Here is a 14,497-nt window from a genome sequence, read left to right as displayed (position 1 = left end):
CTGATACTAATTGCTCGTGCGGCTTGACCCTATAACTTTGATCAATCCGATCAAGGTGTTATGCCAAGTTGACGCATTCAAAATAATTCGCCAAAAGCTGATTCCAAACTCTATGAATTCGTTGTGCTGATCATGTGATCAGCGCGACAACCCTTTATGCCTGATGACCATAGCGAGTTGGTACCACTCCTTCCCATCCCGAACAGGACAGTGAAACGACTCAGCGCCGATGATAGTGCGGGTTCCCGTGTGAAAGTAGGTCATCGTCAGGCTCTTACAGCCCAGAAAACCCCAGTCAGCAATGACTGGGGTTTTTTGCTTTGCGTGCGCGAAAAGCAGAGGCAAAGGACAAATCAATGCGGCCAGAGCAATGCTCGGCTCCAATAGCACAAGCAGGGGGCGAGCCAGAAAAGAAAAGGCGCCCTTCAGTCAGTTGTTGGCACCAAACAGGGAGAGCTGAAGCAAAGACTGATTCAGCAAGCCGCCCGCAAGCACCAAGCGGCTAGTGCAACCGGTGAAGTGGCAGCAGAAGTTCAAGTGCGCTGGAATCGCTTTCACAAATAAAAAAAGCCCGATGAAAATTCATCGGGCTTTTCTCAAGCTGCTAATTAGCCTGTCTGAACCAGCACCAATCAGGCCGCCAAGCGCTGCTCAATCGCAGCCTTGGTCTCCGGCAGTTCCTTCGGCAGGTGGTGTTCCAGCTGCTTGAACAGCTCTGCGTGCAGTTTCAGTTCAGCTTCCCACGCGGCCTTGTCGATGCTGGTCACGGTAGCGAATTGCTCGGCGCTGAAGTTCAAACCAGTCCAGTTCAGATCTTCATAGCGCGGGCTCACACCAGTGATGTGCTCGATACCCTCGGTCTTATTGCCTTCGACACGATCGATCATCCACTTCAGCACCCGCATGTTCTCGCCGTAGCCAGGCCAGACGAACTTGCCGTCGGCGCCCTTGCGGAACCAGTTGGTGGTGTAGATCTTCGGCAGCTTGGCGCCCGAGGCCTCGAGCTTCTTGCCGAGGTTCAGCCAGTGCTGGAAATAATCGCTCATGTTGTAGCCCATGAACGGCAGCATTGCGAACGGATCACGGCGCACCACACCTTGCTGGCCAGCCGCGGCTGCAGTGGTCTCCGAGCCCATCGTGGCAGCCATATAGACACCCTCGACCCAATTGCGAGCTTCGGTCACCAGCGGCACGGTGGTCGAGCGGCGGCCACCGAAGATGAAAGCGTCAATGGTCACGCCCTTCGGATCATCCCAAGCGTCGTCGAGCGCAGGATTATTGGTCGCAGCCACGGTAAAGCGCGCGTTCGGGTGCGCCGCCTTGGCGCCGGTTTCCTTGGCGATCTGGGGTGTCCAGTCCTTGCCTTGCCAGTCGATCAGGTGCGCCGGCAGCGCTTTACCCGGTGCGTCCTGTTCCATGCCTTCCCACCACACGTCGCCATCATCCGTCAGTGCGACGTTGGTAAAGATCACCCCGTCATCCAGGCTGCGCATGCAGTTCGGATTCGTCAGCATGTTGGTGCCGGGCGCGACACCGAAGTAGCCGGCCTCGGGATTGATGGCGCGCAGCGAGCCGTCGGCCTGCGGCTTGATCCAGGCGATGTCGTCGCCGATGGTCGTGACCTTCCAGCCTTCGAAGCCGGCGGGCGGCACGAGCATCGAGAAATTGGTCTTGCCGCAAGCGCTCGGGAATGCCGCGGCCACGTGGTACTTCTTGCCTTCAGGATTGGTCACGCCCAGGATGAGCATGTGCTCTGCCAGCCAGCCTTCGTCGCGACCCATGTTTGAGGCGATGCGCAGTGCAAAGCACTTCTTGCCGAGCAGCGCATTGCCGCCGTAGCCCGAGCCGTAGCTCCAGATTTCGCGTGTTTCGGGGTAATGAACGATGTACTTGGTCTTGTTGCAAGGCCAGGACACGTCCTTCTGCCCGGCTTCCAGCGGCGCGCCCACGGTATGCACGCAGGGCACGAATTCGCCGTCGGTGCCCAGCACCTCGTACACGGCCTTGCCCATGCGGGTCATGATGCGCATGTTGACTGCGACATACGGCGAATCCGACAGCTCGATGCCAATGTGCGCGATCGGCGAACCCAGCGGGCCCATGCTGAACGGAACCACATACATCGTGCGGCCCTTCATGCAGCCGTCAAAAAGCGGCTGCAAAGTAGCGCGCATCTCGGCCGGGGCCATCCAGTTGTTGGTGGGGCCGGCGCTTTCCTTTTCCGCGGAGCAGATGAACGTGCGATCTTCGACGCGCGCGACGTCGGTCGGGTCGGAAACAGCGAGGAACGAATTCGGGCGCTTGACCGGATTGAGCTTCTTGAAGGTGCCGGCGTCGACCAGTTGCTGGCAGAGCCGGTCGTATTCTTCCTTGCTGCCGTCGCACCAATGGATGGCGTCGGGTTTGCACAGCGCGGCCATATCGGCCACCCAGGCAATCAGCTTGGCGTTCTTGACGTATGAGGGCGCCTGAATGGTGAGGCCCTTCATCGTGGGTGCGTTCATCGGAAATCTCCTAAGTTGAAAAATCGTCTTTCCGAACGGGGCGCCGCGGTGCCTTCAAGAGGCGCGGAGGTCCGTTTGAGAAAACGTTTCGGCTTCGGGAGATTGCTGAATGCTGCGCCTGCGCGGGCTGCACGACCCGCGGACAAAGGCGCAAAAGCCTGTAGTCAGGCCATGAAAACTGCGATGGATGCCAGCAGGAGCATCAGGACGCCGCCAGCCAGCGGCAGCACGAGGGGCATGAGGTGAACGACCGATTCGACGGCGTCTTTTTCGACAGCGGCGTCATGGCCGTGTTCGACGGGAGTGGGGTTGGACATCGGGAAAGTACCTCGAATACGCAAATGACAGACTGCCGATATTTTACCGGCGGGTAGCCACTGACAGGTCTAGGGGGTTGCGAGCCCCCCAACCCCGAGTGTCAGACGGCTCAATGTTGTTCTTCGGCCTCGAAGCCGGCGTCTTTCAGCGCGACCAGTACGGCTGCCAGGTGGGCCCGCCCGCGGGTCTGCAGTACCAGCTCGATGTCGACGTTCTGTGCCGCCAGCATGGTGAAGGCGCGCTGGTGGTGCACCTCGTCGACGTTAGCGCCCGCTTCAGCCACTGTGGCAGTGATCTGGGCCAGCGAGCCCGGCACGTCGCGTGCGCTCACGCGCACCCGCGCCAGCCGTCCGGCACGCACCATGCCGCGCTCGATGATGGCCGCGAGCAGCAGCGGGTCGATGTTGCCGCCCGACAGCACCAGCCCGACACGCTTGCCCCTGAACCGCTCCGGATGCCGGATCAGCGCCGCAAGCCCAGCGGCCCCGGCGCCTTCGACCAGCGTCTTCTCGATCTCGAGCAGCATCAGCACGCCCTGCTCGATGTCGCCTTCGTCCACCAGCAGCAGGTCGTCGACCTTGCTGGCGATGATTTCCTGGGTCAGCACGCCGGGCGTGCCGACCGCGATGCCCTCGGCGATGGTGCTCTTGCCCTGCGGGTGGTGCGTGCCCTTCACGGCGTTGACCATGCCTGGGAATCGCGTCGTCTGCACGCCCACGATCTCGATGTCGGGCTTGCGGTCGCGCGCCGCGACCGCCATGCCCGCGATCAGCCCGCCGCCGCCGACGGCCACCACCAGTGTGTCGAGGTCGGGCACCGCGTCGAGCATCTCGAGCGCCACCGTCCCCTGGCCCGCGATGATGGCTTCGTCGTCATAGGGATGAACAAAGGTCAGCCCTTCGCGCTGCGCGAGCTCCAGGGCATGGGCACGTGCTGCGTCGAGCGTGTCGCCATGCAGCACCACCTCGGCGCCGAAGCCCCTCGTACGTTCGATCTTCACGCCGGGCGTGAAGCGCGGCATCACGATCAACGCGCGAAGCCCCAGCCGCTGCGCGTGATAGGCCACACCCTGCGCATGGTTGCCGGCGGACATGGCAATCACGCCCGTGCTGTTCCGGGAAAGATCGACCAGCTTGTTGCACGCGCCACGCTCCTTGAACGAGGATGTGAACTGCAGGTTCTCGAACTTCAGGAACACCTGGGCGCCGACGATCTCCGACAGCGTGCGTGACTCGACGCAGGGCGTATTGAGCACCTGACCTTGCAGGCGCGCCGCGGCGCGCTGGATTTCTTCGATTCCGACCATGGCGCGCATTGTGGCTGGAATCGCACCATGAGGGTTTTTACCGTTTGCCGGTCTTCCCGAAGCCAAAAGTCTGCGTTATGGTCTCTCCACGAATTTCCTGATCGATAGGAGGTTGCCTGATGGTCAAGCGTGCGGGTGTCGATGTCGTGGCTGCTGCAGTACGCGGGCAGGCATTGCCGTCGCCCGGCCTCAAGGAGGCGCCGGTGCTCGAGCTCATGTGCTCGCACTTCGTGCTCACGCTCGCCGCCAAGCAAGGCCCGCGCTTCAACGTGCGGCGCGATATCAACGGGCTGCTTTCGCTCACCGGCCGGCATCTCGTGTGGCCCACGGCCGTGCTGCACCGATTGCGCGAGTTCCTCGGCCGTCGCTGCGCGGGCAACGAGGCATGGAAGGGTGTCGAGAATTTCGATGGCCGCACGCTGCTCGAACGGCATGGCGTGTGGCGCGGCCCGTATGAAGAAGGCACGCTCTTCTTCTACCTCGACGAATACGCGAAAGACCAGCCCAAGGACCTGCTCTCGGTGCTCGCCGTCACGCGCGACTGGCTCACGCATGCACTGCGCAAGCAGTCAACGCTGGTCGAGAAGAACATCGATGCGCTCGCAGGCCTGCTGCAACTGAACAAGGCCGAGCGCGCGCTGCTGCTGTACGGCACGCTCGCGCGGTACCAGCGCGACCTGCGTTCCCTGCTGGTCGAGTTCAAGGTCAACAACGCGCCCGAGGCCTATGCGGCCATCGCCGACATCGCCGGCGTCAACGCGAGCGAAGTGGGCGAGGCGTTGCGGGCAGGCTCGCGGCTCGAACGCATAGGCCTTGTCGAGAACCTGATCTCCGAGCACAACATCACCGACCTCGCCGACCTCATGAAGGTCAGCGAGAAGCTGCCGCCCGTGCTGATGCGCGAGTACCGCGACCACAACGAGCTGATGGCGGTGTTCACGCGGCCGTCGGCCAAGAGCGCGCTCACGCCGCACGATTTTTCCTTTGTCGAAGAAGACGCGCAGATGCTCGTCACGCTGCTGCGTGCCGCCGTCGCGCGCAAGGAGCCCGGCGTCAACGTGCTGCTCTACGGGCCGCCCGGCACCGGCAAGACCGAGCTTGCCAAGGTCGTCGCGCAGGCGGCGGGCCTCGAGCTCTTCGAGGTCGAATACGCCGACCGCGACGGCAATTCATTGAGCGGCCGCGACCGCTACCGCTCGCTGCAGATCGCGCAGGTCTTCCTCAAGGGCAGCGCGCAGGCGGCCTTGCTGTTCGATGAAGTCGAAGACGTCTTCCCGCCCATCAGCACCGAAGCCGCGCAGTTCATGGCCCGCGCGGAGCAGATCCCCGCACCCACCAGCGGCAGCGTGAGCGGCAAGGCCTGGGTCAACCAGATCCTTGAAGCCAACCCCGTGCCTACGCTCTGGGTCACCAACCGCATCGAGCAGATCGACCCGGCCTTTCGGCGCCGCTTCGCGTACCACCTCGAACTGAAGTCGCCGCCGCCCGGCGCGCGCGAGCAGCTCGTGAAGAAGACGCTCGAAGGCGTGGTCGTGTCCGAAGCCTTCACCGCCAAGCTGGCCGGGCGCAAGGGCCTCACGCCCGCGCAGATCCGCACCGCGGTGCGCTTCGCGGGGCTGGCCCGCACCGACGATGCCTCGATGGAAGGGCTGATCGAACGGCAGCTGCGCAACGCCGACATCGCCCTGGGCACGCTCGACACCGGCCGCGGCGAGCGCCGCAGTGTCACCACCTACGACCTCGACATGCTTCATGTCGAGACGCGCTTCGAGATCCCGCGCATCGTCGAGGCGCTGAAGGCGCGTGGCCACGGCACGCTGTGCTTCTATGGCGCGCCCGGTACCGGCAAGACGGCGCTGGCTGAGCACATCGCCAAGGCCGTCGGCCGTCCGCTGATCGTCAAGCAGGCCAGCGACCTCATGAGCAAGTACGTCGGCGAAACCGAGCAGAACATGGCCGCCATGTTCAAGGACGCCGAGAACGAAAAGGCCGTGCTGCTGCTCGACGAGGCCGACTCCTTCCTGCAGGACCGGCGCGGCGCGCAGCGCACCTACGAAGTCACCGAGGTCAACGAGATGCTGCAGGGCATGGAGCGCTTCAACGGCGTCTTCATCTGCACCACCAACCTGCTCGACCGGCTCGACCAGGCGGCGCTGCGGCGCTTCACCTTCAAGATCAAGTTCAAGCCGCTCACCAAGGAGCAGCGCGAGCGCATGTTCGTGGTCGAGGCACTCGCGGGCGATGCCGCGCTCATGACCAGCGCCCTGCAGGCGCGGCTGGCCCAATTGCCACAACTGTGCCCTGGGGATTTCGCAGCAGTGAAACGGCAGACCGATATCCTCGCGGCCGAGTTCTCGGCGGCCGAGTTTCTCGACCAGCTCGAGGCCGAGCACCGCATCAAGCCCGAAGTGCGCGAATCGCGCGGCATGGGCTTCGTACAGTAGCCGCAACGCGGCGACTGGCGGCAGGCGGCGACAGAACAACGGGTGCGAAACCCGGGGAGCGTATCGGGCGGGCAGGCTGCGCGATGCGAAACATCCGTCCGGCATCGCGGACACGAGGAGGAACACATGGCTTTTCGCAAGGTAGACATGCGGCGGCTGCCGCGTCCTGGTGCCTGGGCTGCGGCCGCCACGTTCGCCGTGGCCAGCCTGCTGGCGGGCTGTGGAGGCGGCGGAGGTGGGGGCGGCGGCGGTATTCCGTTCGCCGCGCTCCCCGGCACCACGCCACCGCCGGCCACCGGCACCGGTGGCAGCAGCGGCATCGTTCCTTCGGCGACCGTGGCCGGCATGTGCGCCTCACCGCGCAGCGGCACCAACCCCGACACCGGCGCGGCCTACCCCGACCGTGCAGGCTCGATTGACAACGAAAAGAGCTGGGTGCGCGGCTGGATCGACGAAACCTACCTCTGGTACGGTGAAGTGCCGACCACCCTCAAGGCGAGCGACTACGCAACGCCGGTCGCCTGGTTCAACGTGCTCAAGACGACAGCCACCACGGCGTCGGGCCGCGCCAAGGACCGCTTTCACTTCACCTACGACACCGAGGTGTACCGGCAGTTGTCGCAGGGTGGCGTGTCGGTCAGCTACGGCGCGGAGTTCGTGTCCATCGCCACCAGCCCGCCGCGCGAACTGCGCGTTGTTCTCGTCGAGCCTGGCTCGCCCGCCGACGTCGCCGGGCTGAAGCGCGGCGCCAAGCTGGTGACCGTCGACGGCGTCGATTTCGTCAACGCGACCGGCACGGCCAATGCCGCGACGATCAACGGCGCGCTCTCGCCGAAGACCGTGGGCGAGACGCACAACTTCACGTTCCAGCTGGGCAGCGCACCGGCCGCATCCTATTCGCTGAAGGCGACCAGCGTCACGAGCAAGCCGGTGCAGAACGTCACGGTGCTCGACGTGGGCGGCGGCAACCATGTGGGCTACATGCTGTTCAACGACCACATCACGACCGCCGAACAGCAGCTCATCGATGCGGTGAACACCTTCAAGGCCAGCCCGGGTGGCATCCAGGATCTCGTGCTCGACATGCGCTACAACGGCGGCGGCCAGCTCGCCATTGCCAGCCGTCTGGCCTACATGATCGCCGCGCCGTCGGCCACGGCGAACAAGACCTTCGAGCAGCTGACCTTCAACGACAAGAACCCGTTCCACTTCTCGCAGGCGCAGAGCCAGATGCCGTTCTACAGCACCAGCCGCAACGGCGCGGCGCTGCCTTCGCTCGGCCTGTCGCGGGTGACCGTGCTGACGAGCCCGGACACCTGTTCGGCCAGCGAGTCGGTCATCAACAGCCTGCGCGGCGTGGGTGTCACGGTCAACCTCGTCGGTGGCACCACCTGCGGCAAGCCCTACGGCTTCTATCCGCAGGACAACTGCGGTACCACCTACTTCGCGATCCAGGTCAAGGGCGTGAACCAGCTGGGCTTCGGCGATTACGGCGATGGCTTCCCGCCCACCTGCACCGTGCCCGACGACTACGATCACCAGCTCGGCGACCCGAACGAAGCCCGGCTGGCTGCGGCCCTTGCCTTGCGCAGCGGAGGCTCTTGCCCCACGTCGACGGTCAAGGCCGCGGCGCAGGGCCTGCAAAAGACCCAGCCGGCCGAAGCCGAGACGCCCTTCCTGATCGACCAGTCGCCGTTGCGCCGCAACCGCCTGTTCGACCTCGCCCCCAACCCGGGCTGACCCCGCTCCGCGCCCTCGCGGAAAACCCCTAGGCCACGGCGCTTGCCACGCCCGTGGCAAGCGCCGTAGAGTTTCGCAAACGTTTGCGCAAAGCTTTGCGCAAACGTTTGTATTTCGGTGGTCTTCGACTGAAAACCAAATTCTTAGGAGCGGAACAATGCGCAAATGGATCGGGACGGTGTTCGCCGTCGTCATCGCGGTGCTGGCCGGTTGCGGGGGCGGAGGCGACGGTGGCGGTTTTGCCTTCGGTCCGGGTTCTGGCGCGGGCACTGGCTCCGGCGGGCCTTCGGCCGCTGCCGCGCAGAAGATCATCATCGACAGCGACTACAACACCATGAGCGACGACGGCCAGCTCGGCGTCATGGCCGCGCAGCTGCAGGCTACGGGCAAGGTCCGGGTCATGGGCATCAGCGTGGTGTCGGGCAACCAGTGGCTCAAGCAGGGCGTGGCCGATGCGCTGATGTCGGTCGAGCGGCTCGGCGTGGGCGACCGCATCGGCGTCTACTCGGGCGCGAACTACGCACTCAACCACACCTATGCCGACGTGCAGGCCGAAATGGCCGCAGGCGCGGGCGGTGACGGCTACCTGGGCGCCTGGGGCGGCCCCGAGCCCATGACCGCCGCCGACCTCAAGCCTTCGCCCGACGGCTTCGCCACCCACACGAGCGTGCAGCGCAAGAGCGCCGTCGATTTCATCGTCGACACCGTGAAGGCCAACCCGAACGAGATCACCATCCTGGCCATCGGCCCGCTCACCAACATCGCGCTCGCGGTGAGGCAGAACCCCGAGATCGTGCCGCTCATCAAGCAGATCATCTACATGGGCGGCGCCATCGACGTGCCCGGCAACACCACCAAGGCGGCCGAGTTCAACTGGTGGTTCGACCCCGATGCAGCGCAGTTCGTGGTGCGGCTGCCGATCCCGCAGGTGGTGGTGCCGCTCGACGTGACCGACACCGTGTTCCTGACCAAGTCGATCTACGACCGCATCGCGCACCCGGCCAAGCCCACCGCGGTGACGGACGTGTTCCAGAAGCTCAACGGCTACGGCTTCGACGGCAAGAACGGCTTCGAGACCAACCCCAACTACACCCAGAACATCTGGGACACGCTGACCCTGGCCTACCTGATCGACCCGACCTACGCCACCCAGACGGAGGACCGCTACGTCGACGTGATCGCCAAGCCGGGCGCGCCCGACAACGGCCGCTCCATCGGCTATGTCTCGCAGCCGCCGGGCCCGGCACTGCAGAAGCTGACGGTGGTGAAGAAGTTCGACAACGCGCGTTTCTTCACGCTCTATGTCGACCTGCTCACGCGGCCGGTCCCCATCACGCTGCCGGCAACCAACTGAACCGGCAAGCCTCAGCGGCTAGAACGCTTCGCAGACCCGCAGCACCTCGGAGCCATAGGCCTCGAGCTTCTTGGTGCCGATGCCGCTGATGCCTTGCAGGTCTTCGAGTGTGGCCGGCGCGCGCTCGGCGATGGAAGCCAGTGTCGCGTCGTGGAAGATCACATAGGCCGGCAGGTTGTGCTCTTTCGCGACCTCGGCGCGCCAGGCCTTGAGTGCCTCGAAGCGCTTCTTGCCGATGTCGTCCAGCTTGGCCGCCGCCGGCGAAGGTGCGCCCTTGGCGACTTTCTCGCGCCGCGACTTGCGCTCCGCCGGTGACGAGATCGACTCGCGCAGCGTCACCGCCGCCTCGCCCTTGAGCACCGCGCGCGAGCCTTCCGTGAGCTTCAGCGTGTTGAACGCTTCCGCGTCCACCGCCAGCGCGCCCGTCGCGATCAGCTGCCGCAGCACGCCGCGCAGCTGCACTTCGCTGAACTCCGCGCCCAGCCCGAAGGTGCTGATGCGCTCGTGGCCGAACTGCTTGACCTTCTCGGTCGACTTGCCGCGCAGGATGTCCATGATGTGCCCCGCGCCGAAGCTGATGCCACTGAGCTGCTGCACGCGGTAGATGGTGCTGAGCAGCTTGCGCGCGGCATCGGTGCCGTCCCACACCTGCGGCGGGTTCAGGCAGTTGTCGCAGTTGCCGCAGGGCGTGCTCTTCTCGCCGAAGTAGCCCAGGAGGCGCACGCGCCGGCAGTCGCTCGCCTCGGCCAGCGACAGCAGCGCATCGAGCTTGCCGCGCATCACCTGCTTGAATTCTTCGCCGGCCGGGCTCTCGTCGATCATGCGGCGCTGGTTCACCACGTCGTTCAGGCCGTAGGCCATCCAGGCGTCGGCGGGGCCGCCGTCGCGGCCCGCGCGGCCGGTTTCCTGGTAGTAGCCCTCGATGTTCTTGGGCATGTCGAGATGGCCGACGAAGCGCACGTCGGGCTTGTCGATGCCCATGCCGAAGGCGATGGTCGCGACCATCACGATGCCTTCCTCGCGCAGAAAGCGGTCCTGGTGCTTCTGGCGCACCGCCGCGTCGAGCCCCGCGTGGTAGGGCAGGGCGTTGATGCCCGCGTCGCGCAGCGTCACCGCGAGTTCTTCCACGCGCTTGCGCGACTGGCAATACACCACGCCCGCATCGCCTTCGTGCTCGCGCTCGATGAAGCGCAGCAGCTGCGTGGTCGCGTCTTTCTTCTCGACGATGGTGTAGCGGATGTTCGGCCGGTCGAAGCTGGAGACGAACTGGCGCGCCTCTTCGAGCTGCAGCCGCTCGACGATGTCGGCGCGCGTCAGGTCGTCGGCCGTGGCCGTGAGCGCGATGCGCGGCACGCCCGCGTAGCGCTCGTGCAGCACGGTCAGCGCGCGGTACTCGGGGCGGAAGTCGTGGCCCCACTGGCTCACGCAATGCGCCTCGTCGATTGCGAACAGCGAGAGCTTGCCGCGCTCCTTCAGCGAGTCGAGCTGCGACAGAAAGCGCGGCGTGTTCACGCGCTCGGGCGCCGCGTACAGCAGCGTGATCTCGCCGCGCAGCATGCGGCGCTCGACGTCCTGCGTCTGCTCCCAGTCGAGCGTCGAATTCAAGAAGGCCGCGCTCACGCCGGCCTCGTGCAGCGCGCCCACCTGGTCATGCATCAGCGCGATCAGCGGCGACACCACCACCGACACGCCATGCCCCGCGCGCTGCCGCGCGATGGCCGGGATCTGGTAGCACAGCGACTTGCCACCGCCCGTGGGCATCAGCACCAGCGCGTCGCCGCCCGCGACCACGTGGTCGACGATGTCCTGCTGGGCCCCCCGGAACTGCGCGTAGCCGAAGACTTCGTGAAGGATGTCGGCGGGTGCTGCGCTGCCGGGAGCGTCGTCGAGAGGATGGGGAGCAAGAGAGGACACAGGCAGCGAACGCGACGGTGCGCGAGGGCAAAAAGGGGAAGGCGCCGATTGTCCCCCAGTGGCATCGATATGACTGTGGCACGAGGTTTGCAACAGTGGCCTCCGTCTCGTCGCCTTTCCTGTATAGACAGCAATCTGGTGCATTTCACTCAGGCATGCACCGAAAATGACATTTCGGGTTATCCTGTATATACAAGTTGGGGCGCTTGGCAACAATGCGAGGCGTGTGCTGTCCGGAGTCCGGGGCGCATCGCCGAGTCACCTCTCTCAAAAAATGGAACCAGGAGTCCCCATGGTCAAGACGGTAGTTGTGAAAGTCGCTTCGCTGCTGGCAGCAGGTGCATGTGCAGCGGGCATGGCCGGAACAGCGGCTGCCCAGGAAACGAAGATCTCGCTCGGCATGTCCGGCTGGACCGGCTTCGCGCCGCTCTCGCTGGCCGACAAGGCCGGCATCTTCAAGAAGAACGGCCTGGACGTCGAACTGAAGATGATCCCGCAGAAAGACCGCCACCTGGCGCTCGCTTCCGGCGCGATCCAGTGCGCGGCCACCACGGTCGAGACGCACGTCGCCTGGAACGCCAACGGCGTGCCCATCGTGCAGATCTTCCAGATGGACAAGTCCTACGGCGCCGACGGCCTTGCTGTGCGCAACGACGTCAAGACCTTCGCCGACCTCAAGGGCAAGAGCATCGGCGTGAGCGCCCCGGGCACCGCGCCGTACTTCGGCCTGGCCTGGATGCTCAGCAAGAACGGCATGACGCTGAAAGACGTGAAGGTGGTCTCGCTCGAGCCGCAGCCCGCCGCGCAGGCCTTCGTGGCCGGCCAGAACGACGCCGCCATGACCTACGAGCCCTACCTCTCGACCGTGCGATCCAATCCCGCCGCCGGCAAGATCCTGGCCACCACGCTCGACTACCCGATGGTGATGGACACCGTCGGCTGCGCGCCCACCTGGCTCAAGGCCAACGCCAAGGCCGCCGCCGCGCTCACCAAGTCGTACTTCGACGCGCTCGACATGATCAAGGCCGATCCGGCCAAGGCCAACGAACTCATGGGCGCGGCCGTCAAGCAGAGCGGCGAACAGTTCGCCAAGTCGTCGGCCTACCTGCGCTGGCAGGACAAGGCCGCCAACCAGAAGTTCTTCTCGGGCGAGATCACCACTTTCATGAAGGACGCCGCGGCCATCCTTCTGGAAGCCGGCGTGATCCGCAAGGCACCTGAAGACTACACGGCGACCTTCGATGCAAGCTTCGTCAAGTAAGGCCCTGCCGCAGATGGCGCCCCGCGCGGCGTCTGCGCCTGCCGTTTCACCCCAACCCGTGACACCCCCCATGGCCCCCGTGCGCCGCCGCGCGTTCGCGCCCCTCGAACCCATCAGCGCGCGTGCCCGCATGGTGCTGGGGCTCGGCTTCTTCGTCCTGTTCGTGCTCGTGTGGGCGCTTGCCACGCTCGGCGGCTTCGTGTCGCCGACCTTCCTGGCAAGCCCGCCGACCATGGTCAAGGAGGGCTGGCTGCTCTTCACCGAGTACGGCTTCATCGGCGACATCGGCATGACCGTGTGGCGCGTGTTCGGCGGCTTCCTGCTGGCGGCCGTGTTCGCGGTGCCGCTGGGTATCGCGATGGGCACCTGGAAGACCGTCGAGGCTTTCTTCGAGCCTTTTGTCTCGTTCTGCCGCTACCTGCCGGCCTCGGCCTTCATTCCGCTGCTCATCCTGTGGGCGGGCCTGGGCGAAATGCAGAAGCTGCTGGTGATCTTCATCGGCTCGTTCTTCCAGATCGTGCTGATGGTGGCCGTCACCGTGGGCGGCGCGCGGCGCGACCTCGTCGAGGCGGCCTACACGCTGGGCGCCAACAGCCGCGGCATTGTGGCGCGGGTGCTCATTCCGGGCGCCGCGCCGGGCATCGCCGAAACGCTGCGCCTCGTGCTCGGCTGGGCATGGACCTACGTGATCGTGGCCGAGTTGATCGGCTCGTCCTCGGGCATCGGCCACATGATCACCGACAGCCAGGCGTTGCTGAACACCGGGCAGATCATCTTCGGGATCATCGTGATCGGCGTCATCGGGCTCTTGTCCGACTTCGCTTTCAAGGCAATGAACCGCCGTCTGTTTGCATGGGCCGCACTGTGAAGAACCAACTCTCCATCCAGGGCGTCTCGCGCGTCTTCACCGGCACCAAGGGCCAACGCACGCAAGCGCTGCTGCCCATCGACTTCGAGGTGAAGGAGAACGACTTCGTCACCATCCTCGGCCCGTCGGGCTGCGGCAAGTCGACGCTGCTGCGCATCGTGGCGGGGCTCGACTTTCCGACCACCGGGCAGGTGATGCTCGACGGCGAGCGCATCGAAGGCCCGGGCGCCGACCGCGGCGTGGTGTTCCAGAGCTACACGCTCTTTCCGTGGCTCACCGTGGCGCAGAACATCCGCTTCGGCCTGCGCGAGCGCGGCATGAGCGAGGCCGACCAGAAGGAGCGCAGCGAGTTCTTCATCGCCAAGGTCGGCCTGCGCGGCTTCGAGCATCACTTCCCCAAGCAGCTCTCGGGCGGCATGCAGCAGCGCACGGCGATTGCCCGCGCCCTGGCCAACGACCCCAAGATGCTGCTGCTCGACGAGCCCTTCGGCGCGCTCGACAACCAGACCCGCGTGCTCATGCAGGAGCTGCTGCTTGGCATCTGGGAATCGGCGCAGAAGACGGTGCTGTTCGTCACGCACGACATCGACGAGGCGATCTTCATGGCCAACCGCGTGGCGGTGTTCAGCGCGCGGCCGGGCCGCATCAAGACCGAGATCGCGGTCGACTTTCCGCATCCGCGCAGCTACACCATCAAGACCTCGCCGGAGTTCATGGAAATCAAGGCACGCCTGACCGAAGAGATCCGCGCCGAGTCGATGGCCGCGGCGGAGCATTGACCGACAGCA

10 protein-coding genes and 1 rRNA gene are annotated in these 14,497 nt (G+C 65.1%); 7 read left to right on the top strand and 4 right to left on the bottom strand.

The genetic code is table 11. From position 1 onward, the window contains the following. The first annotated feature begins 159 nt into the window (after positions 1 to 159). A 5S ribosomal RNA gene (gene rrf / locus BLQ28_RS30895) occupies positions 160 to 272 on the top strand. 360 nt (positions 273 to 632) lie between these two features. Here rrf and BLQ28_RS30890 read toward each other — a convergent pair. From BLQ28_RS30890 to BLQ28_RS30885, 3 genes are all read right to left on the bottom strand, one after another. Continuing rightward, on the bottom strand, positions 633 to 2,504 hold the full coding sequence (locus BLQ28_RS30890; protein ID WP_093247157.1) for a phosphoenolpyruvate carboxykinase (GTP): 1,872 nt from the start codon (positions 2,502 to 2,504) through the stop codon (positions 633 to 635). 164 nt (positions 2,505 to 2,668) lie between these two features. Next, positions 2,669 to 2,821: a hypothetical protein gene (locus BLQ28_RS33130; protein WP_176801281.1), complete on the bottom strand. Its 153-nt coding sequence runs from the start codon at positions 2,819 to 2,821 to the stop codon at positions 2,669 to 2,671. Between the two features lie 110 nt (positions 2,822 to 2,931). Further along, positions 2,932 to 4,128 (bottom strand): threonine ammonia-lyase, encoded by a 1,197-nt coding sequence (locus BLQ28_RS30885; RefSeq protein WP_176801280.1) that lies wholly within the window; start codon positions 4,126 to 4,128, stop codon positions 2,932 to 2,934. A gap of 119 nt (positions 4,129 to 4,247) precedes the next feature. Between BLQ28_RS30885 and BLQ28_RS30880 the strand changes: the two genes are divergently transcribed. The 3 genes from BLQ28_RS30880 (at position 4,248) to BLQ28_RS30870 (ending at position 9,666) form a co-directional block, all read left to right on the top strand. Further along, the gene (locus tag BLQ28_RS30880; RefSeq protein ID WP_093247155.1) at positions 4,248 to 6,572 is read left to right on the top strand and encodes an ATP-binding protein; all 2,325 of its coding nucleotides are present in this window, start codon (positions 4,248 to 4,250) and stop codon (positions 6,570 to 6,572) included. A gap of 126 nt (positions 6,573 to 6,698) precedes the next feature. Next, positions 6,699 to 8,312 (top strand): S41 family peptidase, encoded by a 1,614-nt coding sequence (locus BLQ28_RS30875; protein ID WP_093247154.1) that lies wholly within the window; start codon positions 6,699 to 6,701, stop codon positions 8,310 to 8,312. A gap of 157 nt (positions 8,313 to 8,469) precedes the next feature. Then, on the top strand, positions 8,470 to 9,666 hold the full coding sequence (locus tag BLQ28_RS30870) for a nucleoside hydrolase (RefSeq protein ID WP_093247153.1): 1,197 nt from the start codon (positions 8,470 to 8,472) through the stop codon (positions 9,664 to 9,666). Positions 9,667 to 9,684: 18 nt separating this feature from the next. Here BLQ28_RS30870 and recQ read toward each other — a convergent pair whose 3' ends face one another. Continuing rightward, positions 9,685 to 11,580: a DNA helicase RecQ gene (recQ, locus tag BLQ28_RS30865; protein ID WP_093247152.1), complete on the bottom strand. Its 1,896-nt coding sequence runs from the start codon at positions 11,578 to 11,580 to the stop codon at positions 9,685 to 9,687. Between the two features lie 292 nt (positions 11,581 to 11,872). On the opposite strand from recQ, the gene BLQ28_RS30860 reads away from it, so the two are divergent. Genes BLQ28_RS30860 through BLQ28_RS30850 form a run of 3 tightly spaced genes read left to right on the top strand, consistent with a single transcriptional unit; the run spans position 11,873 to position 14,488 of the window. Next, positions 11,873 to 12,841, top strand: a complete 969-nt coding sequence (locus BLQ28_RS30860; protein WP_093247151.1) for an ABC transporter substrate-binding protein — start codon at positions 11,873 to 11,875, stop codon at positions 12,839 to 12,841. Between the two features lie 13 nt (positions 12,842 to 12,854). After that, complete coding sequence (locus BLQ28_RS30855) at positions 12,855 to 13,709, top strand: ABC transporter permease (protein ID WP_371126722.1); 855 nt, start codon at positions 12,855 to 12,857, stop codon at positions 13,707 to 13,709. After that, positions 13,694 to 14,488: an ABC transporter ATP-binding protein gene (locus BLQ28_RS30850; RefSeq protein WP_093247149.1), complete on the top strand. Its 795-nt coding sequence runs from the start codon at positions 13,694 to 13,696 to the stop codon at positions 14,486 to 14,488. The genes BLQ28_RS30855 and BLQ28_RS30850 overlap by 16 nt, the downstream gene beginning before the upstream one ends. The last annotated feature ends 9 nt before the right edge of the window (positions 14,489 to 14,497 follow it).

This window comes from Variovorax sp. EL159 (genome assembly GCF_900100965.1).
Taxonomy (GTDB): Bacteria; Pseudomonadota; Gammaproteobacteria; order Burkholderiales; family Burkholderiaceae_C; genus Variovorax.
This window is presented reverse-complemented; position numbering and strand designations above follow the sequence as displayed.

What these genes read in the sequence shown, in the direction of transcription:
- BLQ28_RS30890 (WP_093247157.1), bottom strand. Translation starts at nt 2,504, where the DNA reads ATGAACGCACCCACGATGAAGGGCCTCACCATTCAGGCGCCCTCATAC.
- BLQ28_RS33130 (WP_176801281.1), bottom strand. Translation starts at nt 2,821, where the DNA reads ATGTCCAACCCCACTCCCGTCGAACACGGCCATGACGCCGCTGTCGAA.
- BLQ28_RS30885 (WP_176801280.1), bottom strand. Translation starts at nt 4,128, where the DNA reads ATGGTCGGAATCGAAGAAATCCAGCGCGCCGCGGCGCGCCTGCAAGGT.
- BLQ28_RS30880 (WP_093247155.1), top strand. Translation starts at nt 4,248, where the DNA reads ATGGTCAAGCGTGCGGGTGTCGATGTCGTGGCTGCTGCAGTACGCGGG.
- BLQ28_RS30875 (WP_093247154.1), top strand. Translation starts at nt 6,699, where the DNA reads ATGGCTTTTCGCAAGGTAGACATGCGGCGGCTGCCGCGTCCTGGTGCC.
- BLQ28_RS30870 (WP_093247153.1), top strand. Translation starts at nt 8,470, where the DNA reads ATGCGCAAATGGATCGGGACGGTGTTCGCCGTCGTCATCGCGGTGCTG.
- BLQ28_RS30860 (WP_093247151.1), top strand. Translation starts at nt 11,873, where the DNA reads ATGGTCAAGACGGTAGTTGTGAAAGTCGCTTCGCTGCTGGCAGCAGGT.
- BLQ28_RS30855 (WP_371126722.1), top strand. Translation starts at nt 12,855, where the DNA reads ATGGCGCCCCGCGCGGCGTCTGCGCCTGCCGTTTCACCCCAACCCGTG.
- BLQ28_RS30850 (WP_093247149.1), top strand. Translation starts at nt 13,694, where the DNA reads ATGGGCCGCACTGTGAAGAACCAACTCTCCATCCAGGGCGTCTCGCGC.